The 16,713-nt window shown below is 68.1% G+C and carries 13 protein-coding genes and 1 riboswitch; of the genes, 3 read left to right on the top strand and 10 right to left on the bottom strand.

Translation table 11 applies throughout. The features are described from left to right. Positions 1 to 61 precede the first annotated feature (61 nt). From E5P2_RS01065 to E5P2_RS01040, 6 genes are all read right to left on the bottom strand, one after another. The gene (locus E5P2_RS01065; RefSeq protein ID WP_162565333.1) at positions 62 to 1,978 is read right to left on the bottom strand and encodes an ABC transporter permease; all 1,917 of its coding nucleotides are present in this window, start codon (positions 1,976 to 1,978) and stop codon (positions 62 to 64) included. A 14-nt stretch (positions 1,979 to 1,992) separates the two neighbouring features. Continuing rightward, complete coding sequence (locus E5P2_RS01060) at positions 1,993 to 3,201, bottom strand: ABC transporter substrate-binding protein (protein WP_162565332.1); 1,209 nt, start codon at positions 3,199 to 3,201, stop codon at positions 1,993 to 1,995. A 55-nt stretch (positions 3,202 to 3,256) separates the two neighbouring features. Continuing rightward, entirely contained in the window at positions 3,257 to 3,841 is a 585-nt protein-coding gene (locus E5P2_RS01055) for an amino acid synthesis family protein (protein WP_162565331.1), read from the bottom strand. A 41-nt stretch (positions 3,842 to 3,882) separates the two neighbouring features. Next, complete coding sequence (locus E5P2_RS01050; protein ID WP_162565330.1) at positions 3,883 to 4,524, bottom strand: amino acid synthesis family protein; 642 nt, start codon at positions 4,522 to 4,524, stop codon at positions 3,883 to 3,885. A 19-nt stretch (positions 4,525 to 4,543) separates the two neighbouring features. Beyond that, on the bottom strand, positions 4,544 to 5,443 hold the full coding sequence (locus tag E5P2_RS01045) for a UPF0280 family protein (RefSeq protein WP_162565329.1): 900 nt from the start codon (positions 5,441 to 5,443) through the stop codon (positions 4,544 to 4,546). 575 nt (positions 5,444 to 6,018) lie between these two features. Then, on the bottom strand, positions 6,019 to 7,626 hold the full coding sequence (locus tag E5P2_RS01040) for a 6-hydroxynicotinate reductase (protein ID WP_162565328.1): 1,608 nt from the start codon (positions 7,624 to 7,626) through the stop codon (positions 6,019 to 6,021). A 220-nt stretch (positions 7,627 to 7,846) separates the two neighbouring features. Here E5P2_RS01040 and E5P2_RS01035 point away from each other — a divergent pair, with 220 nt between their 5' ends. From E5P2_RS01035 to E5P2_RS01025, 3 genes are all read left to right on the top strand, one after another. After that, a complete protein-coding gene (locus E5P2_RS01035) occupies positions 7,847 to 8,620 on the top strand; it encodes a ferredoxin--NADP reductase (RefSeq protein ID WP_162565327.1) in 774 nt (257 codons plus the stop codon). 115 nt (positions 8,621 to 8,735) lie between these two features. Next, entirely contained in the window at positions 8,736 to 9,494 is a 759-nt protein-coding gene (locus E5P2_RS01030; RefSeq protein ID WP_162565326.1) for a TetR/AcrR family transcriptional regulator, read from the top strand. Further along, complete coding sequence (locus tag E5P2_RS01025) at positions 9,440 to 10,639, top strand: amidohydrolase family protein (RefSeq protein WP_162565325.1); 1,200 nt, start codon at positions 9,440 to 9,442, stop codon at positions 10,637 to 10,639. Before E5P2_RS01030 ends, E5P2_RS01025 begins: the two co-directional genes overlap by 55 nt. 9 nt (positions 10,640 to 10,648) lie before the next feature. Here E5P2_RS01025 and E5P2_RS01020 read toward each other — a convergent pair whose 3' ends face one another. From E5P2_RS01020 to metH, 4 genes are read right to left on the bottom strand one after another with little or no spacing between them, the layout of a single operon-like run. Further along, a complete protein-coding gene (locus E5P2_RS01020) occupies positions 10,649 to 11,047 on the bottom strand; it encodes a GtrA family protein (protein WP_162565324.1) in 399 nt (132 codons plus the stop codon). Then, entirely contained in the window at positions 11,044 to 12,009 is a 966-nt protein-coding gene (locus E5P2_RS01015) for a glycosyltransferase family 2 protein (RefSeq protein ID WP_162565323.1), read from the bottom strand. The genes E5P2_RS01020 and E5P2_RS01015 overlap by 4 nt, the downstream gene beginning before the upstream one ends. Next, entirely contained in the window at positions 12,006 to 13,790 is a 1,785-nt protein-coding gene (locus E5P2_RS01010) for an ArnT family glycosyltransferase (RefSeq protein ID WP_162565322.1), read from the bottom strand. Before E5P2_RS01010 ends, E5P2_RS01015 begins: the two co-directional genes overlap by 4 nt. 55 nt (positions 13,791 to 13,845) lie before the next feature. Continuing rightward, the gene (gene metH / locus E5P2_RS01005; RefSeq protein WP_162565321.1) at positions 13,846 to 16,560 is read right to left on the bottom strand and encodes a methionine synthase; all 2,715 of its coding nucleotides are present in this window, start codon (positions 16,558 to 16,560) and stop codon (positions 13,846 to 13,848) included. Between the two features lie 53 nt (positions 16,561 to 16,613). Next, positions 16,614 to 16,709: riboswitch (S-adenosyl-L-homocysteine riboswitch) on the bottom strand. Positions 16,710 to 16,713: the final 4 nt, after the last annotated feature.

Below are 16,713 nucleotides of genomic sequence, written 5' to 3'. Positions count from 1 at the left end.
CTCCCTCCCTTCTTGCTCCCTCTCCCTCTGGGAGAGAGAGGGAGCAAAGGCAAAAGCCCGCTCATGCCTTCACCTCGTCGAGCACAGCAGACTCACGCACATGCCGCCGCCGCTCGAACAATTGCTTCGCAAACCCCGCAATCCCCTGCGGAAACAACAGCACGAGCAACAGAATGATCCCACCGAGCATCGCCCGCCAATAGTCCGTATTTCGCGCCACCGCATCATGCAGCCAGGTGAAGGTGACCGCCCCGACCACCGGCCCGGCGAGTGTCTGGATGCCGCCCAGCAGCACCATCACCAGCCCATCGACCGACTTGCCGATGGCGAGCGATTCCGGCGAGATGCTGCCCTTCGAGAACGCATAGAGCGCACCCGCGAGCCCGGCCGCGGCGCCTGCGATCACGAAGGCCGCCCACTGCATGCGCTTGACGTCGATGCCGATCGCATCGGCGCGCAGCGCCGAGTCGCGGCCCGCGCGCAGCGCATAGCCGAAGGGCGAGAACAGCACGCGACGCAGCCACAACACGCCGAGCGCCACCAGCGCCAGCGTCAGCCAGTAGTAGGCGTTCTTGTCCGACAGCCAGGCCGAAGGCCAGACGCCGGTGAGCCCGTTGCTGCCGCCCGTGAAGTCGTCCCACTGGTAGGTGATGGCCCAGGTGATCTGCGCGAAGGCCAGCGTCAGCATCGCGAGGTACACGCCCGACAGGCGCACCGCGAACCAGCCATAGACGAAGGCGCCGACCGCGGCCACCAGCGGCGCGACGATCAGCGCGAGTTCCATCGGCAGGCCGAGGTGGCGCACCAGCAGCGCCGCGCCGTACGCGCCGAGCCCGAAGTACGCCGCATGACCGAACGAATGCATGCCGGCCGGCCCCATGATGAAGTGAAGGCTGGTCGCGAACAGCGCGGCAATCAGCAGGTCGATCATCAGCACCGTGGTGTAGGGCGAGTCGGCCGCGATGAAGGGCACGGCCGCGAGCACCAGGCCCAGCACCGCGGCCGCGATCAGGTAGACCTTGCCCGGCCGGCGCAGCGGCTCTTCCTGCATCCCCACGTAGCGGCTCGGCGCCTGCGGCTTGCCCATCAGGCCCCACGGCCGCCACACCAGCACCACCGCCATCACGAGGAAATCGACCACCAGCGTGAGCTTGGAAAAGGAGATGCTGATGCCGAAGATGTCGACCACGCCGAGCCAGATGCAGACCGCCTTGATCTCGGCGATCAGCAACGCCGCCGCATAGGCGCCCGGGATCGAGCCCATGCCGCCGACCACCACCACCACGAAGGCCGCGCCGATGGTGTTGAGGTCCATCTCGAGCGTCGCCGGTTCGCGCGGCAATTGCAGCGCGCCGCCGAGGCCCGCGAGCAGCGCGCCGAGCGCGAACACCGCGGTGAAGAGCCAGGCCTGGTTGACGCCGAGCGCGCTGACCATCTCGCGGTCCTGCGTGGCGGCGCGCACCAGCGTGCCGAAGCGCGTGCGCGTGAGCAGCAGCCAGACCGCGCCGAGCACCAGCGGCCCGACGACGATCAGGAACAGGTCGTAGGAAGGAAACTGGCGCCCGAGGATCATGACCGAGCCCGCGAGGCCCGGTGCGCGCGGCCCGAGCAGCTCGTCCGGCCCCCACAGCCACAGCACCGCATCCTTGATCACCAGCACCAGCGCGAAGGTCGCGAGCAGCTGGAACAGTTCGGGCGACTTGTAGATGCGCCGCAGCAGCGCCATCTCGATCAGCGCACCGATCACGCCGACCGCGAGCGCGGCCAGCACGAGCGCGGGCCAGAAGCCATAGCCCGTGCCCAGCCGGTCGACCAGCGTGTAGGCGATGTAGATGCCCACCATGAAGAACGAGCCATGCGCAAAATTGACGATGCGCGTGACGCCGAAGATCAGCGACAGCCCCGCCGCGACCAGGAACAGCGAGGACGCGCCGGCCAGGCCGTTGAGCAGTTGGACGATGAACCCGGAAAAACTCATGGTGGGTGGCTCGCTCAATCCGCTGCGCGGGCTTTCTTGATGTCGGCGGCCGACGGCTGGAACTTGGCACCGTCGAAGTACCGGTAGTCGACCATCACACCCTTGCCGTTCTCGTTCTTCGTCCTGCCGACGAAGGCGCCCATGGTCGACTGGTGGTCCTCGGCGCGGTAGCTGATCTTGCCGAAGGGCGTGTCCACCTGCAGGCCGCTGAAGGCCGCGACGAGCTTCTCGGAATCGGTGCTCTTCGCCTTGGCGATGCCGGCCGCGGCCGACTTGATCATGGTGTAGCCGACCACCGAGCCGAGGCGCGGATAGTCCTGGTACTTGTTGTGATACGCGAGGAAGAAGGCCTTGTGCTCGGGCGTCTGGATGCCGTACCAGGGGTAGCCGGTGACGATCCAGCCGTTGGGCGTCTCGTCCTTCAGCGGATCGAGGTACTCGGGCTCGCCGGTCAGCACGCTCACCACCTCGCGGTCCTTGAACAGGCCGCGCGTATTGCCTTCGCGCACGAACTTCGACAGGTCAGCGCCGAAGAGCACGTTGAAGATCGCATCGGGCTTGGCATCGGCCAGCGCCTGCACCACGCTGCCGGCATCCACCTTGCCCAGCGGCGGCGCCTGCTCGGCGACGAACTCCACGTCGGGCTGTGCGGCCTTGAGCAATTGCTTGAACGCGGCCACGGCCGACTGGCCGTATTCGTAGTTCGGGTAGACGATGGCCCAGCGCTTCTTCTTGAGCTTGACCGCTTCCGGCACCAGCATCGCGGCCTGCATGTAGGTGCCTGGGCGCAGGCGGAAGGTGTAGCGGTTGCCGCCCTGCCAGGTCATCTTGTCGGTGAGCGGCTCGCCGGCCAGGAAGAAGAACTTCTTCTGCTTGGCGAAGTCGGCGACGGCGAGGCCGGTGTTGGACAGGAAGGTGCCGGTGAGCACGTCGATCTTGTCGCGCGAGACCAGCTCCTCGGCCACGCGCACCGCGTCGCCCGGGTTGGCGTTGTCGTCGCGCGTGATGAGTTCGATCTTCTTGCCGTTGACGCCGCCCTTGGCATTGATCTCCTCGACCGCCAGCTCCATGCCCTTCTTGTAAGGCTCGAGGAACGCGGGCTGCGCCTTGTAGCTGTTGATCTCGCCGATCTTGATCACGCCCTGCGCCTGCGCGGCGGGCACGAGCGCGAGGGTGAGTGCGGCGAGCGAAACCGCGCTGAACGCAAAACGCATGGGGGTCATGGAAACTCCTCGGTGTGAAAGTCGATGAACAAAACTTGGCAGGACGGATGGGGTGTCACCTGAGGCCGTCTTCGCCCTTGATTTCCGAGGTCTTCAGTCCGCCGATGCGCGGCAGCGGCCGGCCGCTGTCGGTGACCGCGACCGCGACGACGATCTCGCCCGCGCGCGGCGCATCCGACACGCGCGCCTCGACAGCGTCGAAATGGCTGCGCACGAAGGCCGCATCCTTGTGGCCGAGCGGCACGTCGATCGCGGTGCCGAGTGTGCCGCGCTTCTTGCTCGACGGCACCAGCGCCGCGCCCTTCTCGACCGCCAGCCGCAGCGGCGCACCGAGCTTGGGATGCAGGATCGCGGCCGCATGTTCGAGCTCGCCGCCCTCGCCCACGATCGCCGCCTTGCCGTAGCTCTGCGCCTGGCCGGGCTCGATACCGAGCGCCTGCACCGCCTTCTGGCCGAGCAGCGCGCCGAGCTCTTCGCCGATCGCGATCAGCTCGTCGAGCGACTCGCTGTAGCGGCCGGCGTAGGGGTTCTCGATCACCGCGATGGCGACCGCGCGGCGAGTGGGCGGATCGATGGTCTGGCCCATCTCCTTGCGGGTCTCATCGACCTGCACGACGAGCTTGCGGATATTGGCACTCATGGTTTCTTCCTTGTCTCGGATTGAAGGGTGAATCCGGCCGCTCAGCGCAGGCCGTCCCATTTGCTGATGTCTTCGGCCCGCAGGCCTCCGACGCGATCATGCACGCGGTAGCCGGTGCTCATCGCGAGGATGTAGACGATCTCGTCGGACGCCGGCGCGCCGGGCACGCGCACCTCGAAGGCGTCGAACTGGCCGCGCACGTAGCTGGCGTTGATGTTGGTGAGCGGCACGTCGAGCGTGGTGCCCGGCGCGCCCACCTTCTTGGTCGAGGGCACGATCGACAGGCCGTTGCCGGGCTGCCCCGTCTTGTCTTCCGCCTTGCCCTGGCGATAGGCATCGCGGTCGCCCTTCCAGCCGAGCAGTTCGCGCATCGCATAGCCGCCGGGCACGTGCCACAGCGCGCCGTGTTCGAGCTCGCCGGCGGCGCCGACGATCGCGCCCTTGCCGTAGGTGGCGATGCGCTCGACCGGCACGTCCATGGCGGCACGCAGCCGATGCGCCATGTCGACACCGACCGGATCGAGCAGCTTCATCATCGGCAGGATGTCGGGCTCGTAGCGGCCCGCGAAGGGATTGGTCAGCACCGCGGCGATGGCGCCGCGCACCAGCGGCGTGGCCGCACGCGGTCCGAACTCGTGGTGGATGTGCTCGACCTGGGTGAAGACACGGCGGATATCGATCATGAAAGCGTCCTGCTTTTCGTTAAGCAAATACTGAACCAGCTGCAGCGGGCAGCAGGCCCGCAGTCTGCGAGCTTAAGGGCTGAAGCACATGCCATTGCCCCTGGCAAACGAGTACGGCCGCATGCACGAGGCCCAAGCGCTGCAGCGCTTCGGCACGGGCCGCGCCCGCGTCCAGGGCGCGGCGCACCTGCGCGGGCGCCAGCGCGTCGACGCCGGTCGTCACCGGGATGTCGCCGAGATCGCTGTCGTCCTTGCAGGCGCTGGCGGGCCGGCGGTGGATGCCCGGGTCGTCGACATCGACGGCATTGGCGATCACGGTCGCCGCGGCATCGGCTTCGGCCGCGCTGGCCGCGAGCACCGTCACGCTGTCGGCGATGCCGAGCGAGAAGCTGCGCCCGCGCCAGCCGCTGGTCGCGACGCCGCGCACCGGCATCGCGGCGTCGATGGCGAACTGGCCGTCGGTGGCGAGCGGCGCGCGATCGCTCGGATCGAAGCGCGCGAGATCGGCGAACAGGCCGACGCGCGCCGACTGGCCCGGCGCGAAGTGCAACGCGATGTCGCCGCCGTTGTTGATCCACGCACGCTCGATGCCGGGGCGCTCGTAGAACGCGACCAGCTCCTGCGCCACGGCGCCCGCGACCGCCGCCATCGGCGTGATGAAGCCGGCACGCAAAGGCGCGCAGGCGTTCCACATGCGCCGCGCGATGCGGCCCTGCAGCGCGCAGCTCGCGCCGACGGGCTGCCGCAGCAGGGGCAACTCGGCAACCAGTTCGTCGAGCACGCCGCGAAAGCGCAGCCACGCGGCCTCGTGCGCCGCGGCGACCGCCTCTGCATCGCCACGGGCCTCGGCCACGATGTCGATCGGACCGTGGTTGAGATGCCAGCGGCCGCCGTCGAGTGCGCTACGTTGGGCGCTCATGATCTGGCGCCTGTTCCGGTGAGGTCTTTGGATGCGCTGCAAAGTCCGATGACACAGCGGGCGCGGCGGCGGGCGGTGTGCCCTGGGCCGGCCGACGTCACCGGCCCTTCGGGCTTCCCTGCGCTGCTCGCGGTACGCGGGGTCTCGCTCAAACTCGCCTTCGGCTCAAACAGTCGCGAGCCCTGATCCGCGTACCGCTGCGCTGCTCGGCGGTGCCTCAACGGCCGGCCCAGGGCACACCGCCCGCCGCCGTGGACACGCCGTGGTCTTGCCCCCTCTCCCTCTGGGAGAGGGCTGGGGTGAGGGCACCGGGCCTCAACGAAGTGCGCATTCTTCGCACCACCCCAAGCCCGGTCAGCGCTGCGGGCTGCTCGGCCCCTCTGCGCCGCCGAGGAGCGCAGCCTTTCGCGGATCAGGGCTCGCGACTGTCTGAGCGAAGCGAGTTTGAGCGAGACCCCGCGAAAGGCGAGCACCGCAGGGCAGCCCCGAAGGGGCCGGCGCAGTGGGGCCGAGCAGCCCGCAGCGCTGACCGGGCACCCACCCAAGGAAAAAGAAACAACAGGCACCAGAATCCCCTAACCGAGCATCGGCGGCTGACCCAGCGGCCACGGATTGGCCGCATCCATGCGCAGCCACTGGCGCGCCAGCGGCGCACCGTCGGCCTGCCAGGCCCCGCGCGCCAGCGCCTGTTCGAGCGAGAACACGTGCGCCATGTGACCGCCGAGCGCCGCGTAGTCGTCGCGCCGCATGCTGAACTCGATCGGCGCGACGATGGCCGGCGTCGGCACCGTGCCGAAGCTGTTGTCGGGCATCCGCAGCACGTCGGCCATCACCGTGATGCCGCCGCCGGGCCACACATAGGCCGGCGCGCCGCCGCAGGTGACGTTGACCAGCGCGCGCTTGATCGCCCGCGTGAGAAGCACCGGGTTCTCGGTGACGCCCGCGCGCAGGCTGCCGCCGGCGCCGCCGAGGAACAGCACCGAGCACAGAGAGGGCTCGCAGTTCTCGCCGATGCGCTCGACGATGCGCCGCACCTCGGCCGGCATCGGCTGCTCGACCGGCCGCAGCTGTTCGTCGAGCACGTACCACTGCGCATGCTCGCCGGTGGTCGAGGTCATCAGGAGGCGCAGGCCGGGCCGCGCGACGCCTTCTTCCCAGCCCTCGATGATCGACAGCGGATCGTCGATGTCGGTGCCGCCCCAGCCGTTGCCAGGGTTCGCGACCTGGAAGTAACGCCCCGGCGTCGACTTGCGCCCGCGCATCTGGATGCCCGAGGCCGCCATGTCGAGGCAGCGGCCGGCCTGGTGCTCGGTCAGCACGCCGGTGATGTGGTCGTCGACCACCACCACCTCGTCCGCCTGGCCGAACAGCTGGCGCGCGAAGATGCCGATCGCCGCGGAACCGCAGCCGACGCGCATGCGCTGCTCCTCGACGCCGTTCACGATCGGCGCGCGGCCGGCCTGGATCACCATGCTGGCGCCGCCGTCGATCACGCACTCGGCGGCCTTCTTGTTGCCCAGCAGTTGCATCAGCTCGACCGTCATGCGGCCTTCCTTCTTGCTGCCGCCGGTCAGATGGTGCACGCCGCCGAGCGACAGCATCTGCGAGCCGTATTCGGCGGTGGTGACGTGGCCCACGACCTCGCCGCGATAACGCACGTTGGCCTGCTCGGCGCCGAGGAAGCGGTCGGTGTCGATCTTCACCTTGAAGCTGCAGTAGCTGAAGATGCCTTCGGTGACCACCGTCACCATGTCGACGCCCTGCGCCCTGGAAGCCACGATGAAGGGCGCGGGCTTGTAGTCGGGATAGGTGGTGGAGGAACCCACGCCGGTCACGAAAACCTCGTCGGCATGAAGGAGATCGCCGTTCCAGTCGGGCTCGGCGCCCCCGGCCGCGGGCTCGGCGGCCGGCCGCGCGAAGGGCACCAGCGCGGGCGATTCGCTGGCCAGCTCGCGGCGCAGCAGCAGCACCGGATCGACGCGCACCAGCACGCCGTCGCGGTTGGCGTAGCGGTCGCAGGCGCCGGTACGGCCCTCGGAGATCTGGCACAGGACGGGGCAGGCGTTGCACTCGACCTTGCTCGTGTTCATGCGCTCGTTGCGCAGGGGTGCCCGGCCCGTGGCCTCGGGCAGGACCGGCATGTCCATGCCGGGTAATCCGTCTGTCTTGGTGTGTTCGGTCATCGCGGGCTTCTCGCAGGAATCGGGTTCATCGGGTTTGCACCCACCGTGCCGGAACCCGCTTGTGCCGGGTCCGATGTTTGTGTAGCATTCACTACACTTTCATGTGGCATTCACTACATCAAAGCTCAATGTAGCAAACGAACCCGGTACTGGCAATGGTGTTTTCGGTAGTCGCCGACAATTGGCGGATCCTTTCGTTCACAAACCACCCCTGATTCCTATGAGTGCTTTCAGCGAAGAACGTGTGTTGAGCGTCCACCACTGGACCGACCGGCTGTTCACCTTCACCACCACGCGCGACCCGGCGCTGCGCTTCTCCAACGGCCATTTCACGATGATCGGCCTCAAGGTCAACAACAAGCCCCTGTTGCGCGCCTACAGCATCGTGAGCCCCAACTACGAAGAGCACCTGGAGTTCCTCAGCATCAAGGTCGAGGAAGGCCCGCTCACTTCGCGGCTGCAGCACATCCAGGTCGGCGACACGGTCATCGTGGGCCGCAAGCCCACCGGCACGCTGCTGATCGACTACACGCTGCCGGGCAAGCGCCTGTACCTGTTCGGCACCGGCACCGGCCTGGCACCCTTCATGAGCATCATCCGCGACCCCGACACCTACGAGAAGTTCGAGCAGGTCGTCCTGGTGCACGGCGTGCGCCAGATCGACGAGCTGGCCTACCACGACCTGGTGACGGACCACCTGCCCCGGCATGAATTCCTGGGCGAGATGATCGAGAAGCAGCTGCTCTACTACCCGACCGTGACGCGCGAGGAGTTCCGCAACATGGGCCGCATCACCGAGCTGATCGAGACCAACAAGCTCACCGACGACCTCGGCCTGCCGCCGCTCAACGCCGCCGAAGACCGCGTGATGCTGTGCGGCAGCCCGGGCCTCCTGGTCGACCTCAAGCACATCCTGGAGGCGCGCGGCTTCAAGGAAGGGAACACGTCAACGCCCGGCGATTTCGTGATCGAACGCGCCTTCGCCGAGAAATGACAGCCCCCCGGCTTGCCACTTCGTGTGCTTCGCCACCCCCCGAGGGGGAGGCGCTGCTCGCCTTGGGGCGGCCCGGCGGCGGCCGCCTTCTTCGCGATCTTTCGAGGCAGCTCTGATGGAACGTAAAGCGACCGCCAAGCCCACGCGCCGCACCGGCGTGCGCGAGGCGGCCGCGCAGGCCACGCGCGACAGCATCCTGCGCGCGGCCACCAAGGTGTTCGCCAGGTACGGCTACGACGGCGGCAGCGTCGAGAAGATCTCGAAGGCGGCCAAGTCGTACGACCGCATGATCTACTATTACTTCGGCAGCAAGGAAGGCCTGTTCATCGCGGTGCTCGAGGGCATCTACCGGCGCATGGACGATGCCGAGGCCGCGATCGACATCGATGCGACACGCCCGGTCGAGTCGCTCACGGCGCTGATCCGCTTCGTGCTCGGCTACTACCGCCGCAACCCCGAATTCGTGACGCTGCTCAACACCGAGAACCTGCACAAGGGGCGCCACATCGCGAAGTCGCTGCGCGCGCGCGAGTATTCGTCGCGGGCCATCGCGATCATCGACGAGATCATGGCCAGCGGCGTCGCACAAGGCCTGTTCCGCGACGACGTGGCCGGACGCGACCTGTACCTGCTGATCGCGTCGACCGGCTACTTCTACACCTCGAACCGCCACACGCTGACCGCCTTCCTCGGCGAGCCGCTGGAGACGCCGCAGGCGGTCGCGCACTGGGAGGACTTCGTGATCGAAACCGTGTTGCGCACGGTCGGCGCGGGCGCCTCCGAAGAACAACCCACCCCATCCCACGAAGAGGTTCAGAAATGGCAGAAATCGCAAGCACCGCAAAGTCGGGCAAGGTCGTCATCCGGAACATAGGCCTGCTGCTGTCGGGCGACATCGACCGGCCGATCCTCGACGCCGACACGATCGTCGTGAACGATGGGCTGATCGTCGCGGTCGGCCGCGAAAAGGACTGCAACCTCGAAGGTGCGCAGACCGTGATCGACGTGAAGAAGACCTGCGTCGCGCCGGGCCTGATCGACAGCCACGTGCATCCGGTGTTCGGCGACTGGACGCCGCGTCAGAGCCAGCTCGGCTGGATCGAATCGACGATGAACGGCGGCGTCACCACCATGATCTCGGCCGGCGAGGTGCACCTGCCGGGCCGGCCCAAGGACATCGTCGGCCTGAAGGCATTGGCCATCACCGCGCAGCGCGCCTTCGACAACTTCCGCCCGGCCGGCGTCAAGGTGCTGGCCGGCGCGCCGGTCATCGAAAAGGGCATGGTCGAGAGCGATTTCAAGGAGCTCGCCGAAGCCGGTGTCGGCCTGCTCGGCGAAGTCGGCCTGGGCACGGTGAAGGCCGGCTACGAGGCCAAGGAGATGGTGGCCTGGGCGCGCAAGCACGGCATCCAGAGCACCATCCACACCGGCGGGCCCTCGGTCCCGGGCTCGGGCTACATCGACAAGGACACGGTGCTCGAAGCCGATGCCGACGTCATCGGCCACATCAACGGCGGCCACACCTCGCTGCCCGAGGCGCACGTGTGCGAGCTGTGCGAGAAGTCGTCGCGTGCGATCGAGATCGTGCACAACGGCAACGAGAAGACGGCCATCGCCGCGGCCCGCGCCGCCATCGAGCTCAAGTGTCCGCACCGCGTGATCCTCGGCACCGACGGGCCTGCGGGATCGGGCGTGCAGCCGCTGGGCATCCTGCGCATGGTGTCCTTCATCTCGGCCTTCGCGAACATCCCGGCCGAGCTGGTGTTCTGCTTCGCCACCGGCAACACGGCGCGCATCCGCAAGCTCAACTGCGGGCTGATCGAGGCGGGCCGCGATGCCGACTTCGTGTTCATGGACCGCGCGCAGCACTCGCCGGCCGCGGGCCTGCTGGAGAGCGTGCAGCTGGGCGACATTCCGGGCGTCGGCATGGTGATGATCGACGGCATCGTGCGCTGCGGGCGCAGCCGCAATACGCCGCCCGCGACCGAAATCCCCGTGGTGGTTTCAGCCGCGCACTGACGCGCGCCTTCAGGGATTGCGCCGCGCGCCGAACACGAGGTGGCGGGCCGACAGGAAGTTGACCGCGAGCCCCGCGCAGCTGCCGAGCGCGACGCCCAGCGCAGGCGCCCATGGGCCGGCGATCCAGTGCAGCGTCAGCACGTACGTCGTGTAGTTCACCAGCGCGCCGCCCAGCATGGTCAGCAGATAGCCCAAGTACTCGCGTCCGATCGATACGCCCGAGGGCCGATGGGCGAAGGTGAAGCGCCGGTTGAGCGCCCAGGTCGTGCTGGCCGCCGCGAAGAAGGAGATGACGCGCGCGCCATACCAGCCGAACAGCGGCGCGAGCAGATACAGCACGCCGAGATCGACGCCCAGCCCGATCACGCCGACCACGGCGAAGGACAGGAACTCGCGGCCGACCTTCATGGCTCGGCCGTGTGCCGTACGCCGGGAATGGCGAGGTAGCGCAGGCGCTTGGCTTCCTGGCGGCCGATCGTCACCGTGTGCAGCACCACGCCGCAGACGAAGGCCAGCATCGCGGTCAGCATGGTGCCGGTCAGCAGCACGGCCGTGGGCAGCCGCGGCACCAGGCCGGTGTGCAGGTAGGTGATCGCCAGCGGCACGGCCCCGGCGATGGAGCCCAGCGCCAGCACGTAGGCGATGCTGGAGAAGAACATCAGCGGCCGCTCGCTGATGAAGAGGCGGCAGATGGTCTTCAGGATCTTCCAGCCGTCGGCGTAGGTCGAGAGCTTGCTGTGCGAACCCTCGGGCCGCGAGCGGTAGCGCACCGGCAGCTCGGCGAAGGGCATGCGCAGCTCCAGCGCATGGACGGTGAGTTCGGTCTCGATCTCGAAGCCTTCCGACACGGCGGGAAAGGACTTGGCATAGCGGCGCGAGAACACGCGATAGCCCGAGAGCATGTCGGTGAGCCGGCCGCCGAACAGGCGCGCGACCGCGCCGGTCAGCATGCGGTTGCCCAGGCGGTGGCCGGCACGGTAGGTCTGCGCATCGGCGCCATCGTCGACGCGATAGCCGACCACCATGTCGAGATTGCCTTCGACCAGCGTGTCGATCATGCGGCGCACGCCGCCGAGGTCGTAGGTGGCGTCGCCGTCGACCATCACGTAGACGTCGGCCTCGACGTCGGCGAACATGCGCCGCGCCACATTGCCCTTGCCGCGCAATTCGACGCGGGTCACCGAGGCGCCGCTGGCGCGCGCCACGGCGGCCGTGCCATCGGTCGAGTTGTTGTCGAACACGTGGATCTGCGCCTCGGGCAGCGCGGCGCGGAATTCGGCCACCACCTGCGCGATGGCCAGTGCCTCGTTGAAGCACGGGATCACGGCGGCGATGCGCAGGGGCGGGCGAGGGGTCGGGTTGTCGTTCATGGCGCAGTCGGCAGGATACGGTACGCGCGGGCGCCGTCCTCTTGGTAGAGCAGCGCGAAATGGCGATCGAAGCCGGGCTTGCCGGTGAGCGCCGGCGCGACCGGCCCGGACACGACGACGGTGTCGAAGCCTTGCGCTGCGAGCTTGCGGGCCATCTGGTCGGCCGGCAGCAGGATGAAGTCCGCGTAGCGCCACGGGCCGAGCGCATCGCCCCAGATCGGATTGGGCCCGTAGTAGATCGCTTCGCTGAGCGCGACCTGGTACACGCGGCCGGGCGAAGGATGGGCGCGCAGGTAGCTCATCACGCCATAGCCCGGCACGTTGGCGCGCAGGAAGGCCTCGCGCGCCTGCGGCGTGGGCGAGATCATCCGCGCCCTGGCGAGCGCCTGGTGCGCCGAGAACACGACGAGCACGGCCATGAGCAGGCCGAGCGCGGCCCGGCCGCCTCGTGCGAGCGCGGCCTCGTGCTGCGGCCATGCGCGGTGCAAGTGCGTCGCGATCCCCGAAAGCAGGCGCTGCCATCCGAGCGCCGCGCAGATCGCGATCAGCGGATAGGCCGCGCTGAGGTAGCGCGGGTAGCGCGAGGTCAGCAGCCACACCACCACCGCGTAGGCGCCGAACCAGAAGGCGGCGCGCACCGCGGCCGAGCGCTTCCACGCCGCGCCGAAAGGCACCCACAGAAAGGCCCACAGCAGCGGGTTCGGCGGGTTGGCATGCGCATGCACGTCGGCCACCTGCTGGACGTAGTCGGCGGGAATCCAGTTGGTGAAGCCGAACAGCCGCGCACCGATCGGGTTGAAGGGATCGCCGGTCATGAGCGCGTTGCGCGCGTACCAGTAGACGCAGGGGATCAGGAAGCACAGCAGCGCGACGCCCCACACGCGCGGGCGGCGTTCATGCCGGGCCACGAACAGCGCCACCAGCGGCAGGAAGGTCAGCGCCTGGTACTTCGAACCCGCGGCCACGCCGAGGCAGAAAGCCGCCAATGCCAGCCAGCGCGCGCCCTGCTGCGGCGGCGATTCGCGCCACCACCAGAGCGCCACACAGGCGGCGAGCACGAAGAGTGCGGTGCCTCCGTCGATCAGCGCGCCCGCGTAGTCGCCGAGCCCGAGCCAGATGGCAGCGCCGACGCAAGCAATCATGCGGTTCGTGTGCTGCATGCCCAGGCGATAGACGATCCCCACCGACAGCCAGCCCGCCAGCGCACTGAGGAAATGCGGCAGCACATCGTCGCCGACCGTCAGCGCCGCAGCGAAGAGCAGGTTGTAGTCATACGGAAACCAGGGATAGCGCAGCCACGCGTGGATGCCCAGCGAGCCGCTCTCGGCCACCTGGCGCGCATAGGGCAGGTGGTACATCAGCTCGTCGAAGACGGCGGGCGGCGCCAGCGGTGCCATCAGCGTCGGCAGCGCGACCAGCGCGAGCGCGGCGAGCGCGACCTTGTCGAGCGCCGAGAACGGCGCGTCCGCCGGCGCGGCGCGCAGCTCGCGCAGCTCGCGCAGTTCGCGCAGTTCGCGCAGCCATGCGGGGCATTGCAGGGCCGCGGCCACGAGGCCCGCGGCGACCAGCGCGACCACGCCCGCACGGCCGAACACGCCCGCGATCGCGAGCGCCTGGAAGGCGCAGACGAACAGGCCGACCCCGAGCGTCGTGGCCATGGCCGCGGCAAGCCAGACGTCCGGGCGCGGCGGCGCGCCGAAGCGCGACAGCAGCGCTCGTCCGCAGCCCCAGCAGCTGACGACGAAGACCGCCAGCGCCGCGTAGTGCGCGGCCGCAAACATCAGCTTCTGAATAGGAACTCCCGGCCGCCGGCCATGAGGATGCCGGCCTGCTGCGTCAAAGATTCGGCGCCAGCAAGCGCTCCAGCTCGGCTTCGCTCTGCTGGCGCCGCGCCGCCATGTCCTCCAGCTGGTCGTGCCCGATCTTGCCGACGTTGAAGTAGGTCGAATCGGGGTGGCTCAGGTAGAAGCCGCTCACGCTGGCAGCGGGCATCATGGCGAGGCTGTCGGTCAGGGTCATGCCGATGTCCGTGCAGTTCAGAACATCGAACATCGGCCGCTTCACGCTGTGGTCGGGACAGGCCGGGTAGCCCGGAGCGGGCCGGATGCCGCGGTACTTCTCGCGGATCATGTCCTCGTTGCTCAGGCTCTCGTCGGGCTGGTAGCCCCAGAGGTCGGTGCGCACGCGATGGTGCAGCGCCTCGGCGAAGGCCTCGGCCAGGCGATCGGCCAGGGCCTTCAACATGATGGCCGAGTAGTCGTCGAGGTCGTCGACGAAGTACTTCTCCTTTTTCTCGACGCCCAGGCCCGCGGTGACCGCGAACATGCCGACGTAGTCCTTCAACCCGCTCGCGCGCGGCGCGACGAAATCGGCGAGGCAACGGCTCGGGCGCATCACGCCTTCGATCACCTGCTTCTCGGTCTGCTGGCGCATGCCGTACCAGGTGAGCGCGGCTTCGCTGCGCGACTCGTCGGTGTAGAGCACGATGTCGTCATCACGCTCGGTGTTGGCGGGCCAGAAGCCGATCACGCCGCTGGCGCTGAGCCAGCGTCCTTCGATCAGGCGTTGCAGCATGCGCTTGGCATCGGCATACACGCGCACGGCCTCGGTGCCGACCACCTCGTCCTTGAGGATCGCGGGGAACGGGCCGGCGAGGTCCCAGGTCTGGAAGAACGGGCCCCAGTCGATGTACTTCACCAACTCGGTGAGGTCGAAGTTCTTGAACATGCGCCGGCCGATGAACTTGGGCACCGGCGGCTGGTAGGCCGACCAGTCGATGGGCGTCTTGTTGGCGCGCGCCTTGGCGATCGGCCACAGCGGCACCTGCTTCTTGTTGGCATGCTGCAGCCGCACCTTGTCGTAGTCGGCATTGATCTCGTCGATGTAGTTCGTGGCCTGCTCGGAGAGCAGCGACTGCGCGACGCTCACGCTGCGCGAGGCATCGGGCACGTAGACCACCGGGCCCTCGTAGTGCGGCGCGATCTTGACGGCGGTGTGCACGCGGCTGGTGGTGGCGCCGCCGATCAGGAGCGGGATCTTCTTGATGCGGAAATGATCGTCCTTCTGCATCTCGCCGGCGACGTACTGCATCTCCTCGAGGCTGGGCGTGATCAGGCCCGACAGGCCGACGATGTCCGCGCCCTCCACCTTGGCACGCGCGAGGATCTCGTGGCACGGGACCATGACGCCCATGTTCACCACTTCGAAGTTGTTGCACTGCAGGACCACGGTCACGATGTTCTTGCCGATGTCGTGCACGTCGCCCTTGACGGTGGCGATGACGATCTTGCCCTTGGTGCGCACGTCGCGGCCCGCGGCCTCGTCCTGGCGCTTCTCTTCCTCGATGTAGGGCAGCAGGTGCGCCACCGCCTGCTTCATCACGCGCGCCGACTTCACCACCTGCGGCAGGAACATCTTGCCGGCGCCGAACAGGTCGCCGACGACGTTCATGCCGTCCATCAGCGGGCCTTCGATCACGTGCAGCGGCCGGCCGCCCTTGGCGAGGATGCCGCGGTAGGCCTCCTCGGTGTCGTCGACGATGAAGTCGGTGATGCCGTGCACCAGCGCATGCGACAGGCGCTGCTCGACCGACACCGGCTGCTCGGGCGTGCCGCGCCATTCGAGCTTCTTGCTCTCGTCCTTGGCGCCGCTCTTGGCGGTCTCGGCCACCTCGACCAGGCGCTCGCCGGCATCGGGGCGGCGGTTGAGCACCACGTCCTCGACGCGCTCGCGCAGCGTGGGCTCGAGGTCGTCGTAGACGCCGACCATGCCGGCGTTGACGATGCCCATGTCCATGCCGGCCTGGATCGCGTGGTAGAGGAACACCGTGTGGATCGCCTCGCGCACCGGGTCGTTGCCGCGGAAGCTGAAGCTCACGTTGCTCACGCCGCCCGACACCTTGGCGCCCGGCAGGTTCTCTTTGATCCAGCGCGTGGCGTTGATGAAGTCGACCGCGTAGTTGTTGTGCTCCTCGATGCCGGTGGCGATCGCGAAGATGTTGGGGTCGAAGACGATGTCCTCGGGCGGGAAGCCGATCTCGTCGACCAGGATGCGGTAGGCGCGCTCGCAGATCTGGATCTTGCGTTCGTAGGTGTCGGCCTGGCCTTGTTCATCGAAGGCCATCACGACCGCCGCGGCGCCGTAGCGGCGCACCAAGCTGGCCTGGCGCTTGAATTCGTCCACGCCTTCCTTCATCGAGATCGAGTTGACGATGCCCTTGCCCTGGATGCAGCGCAGGCCGGCCTCGATCACCTCCCACTTGGAACTGTCGACCATGATCGGCACGCGCGCCACGTCGGGCTCGCTCGCGATCAGATTCAGGAAGCGCACCATCGCGGCCTTGCTGTCGAGCATGGCCTCGTCCATGTTGATGTCGATCACCTGCGCGCCGTTCTCGACCTGCTGGCGCGCCACCGCCAGCGCTTCCTCGAACTGGCCGTTGAGGATCATGCGCGCGAAGGCCTTCGAACCGGTGACGTTGGTGCGCTCGCCGATGTTGACGAACAGCGTGCCTTCACCGATCTGCACCGGCTCCAGGCCGGACAGTTTCATGGGAGGGACATCGGGAAAGGAGGACATGGACGGCTCACCTGGAAAAGACATGGGTCAGGTGAGCGTCGTTGCATGGCGCGCCGTGGATACGGCCCGGGGCCCGAGCCTGACGCTCGGCAAGGCCGAGCGTTGCAACGCTCCTCGGGCAGGAGC

Origin of the sequence: Variovorax sp. SRS16 (assembly GCF_901827165.1) — a bacterium.
Lineage (GTDB): Bacteria > Pseudomonadota > Gammaproteobacteria > Burkholderiales > Burkholderiaceae_C > Variovorax.
The sequence above is the reverse complement of the archived record's forward strand: the minus strand, read 5'-3'. Positions and strand labels throughout refer to the sequence as shown.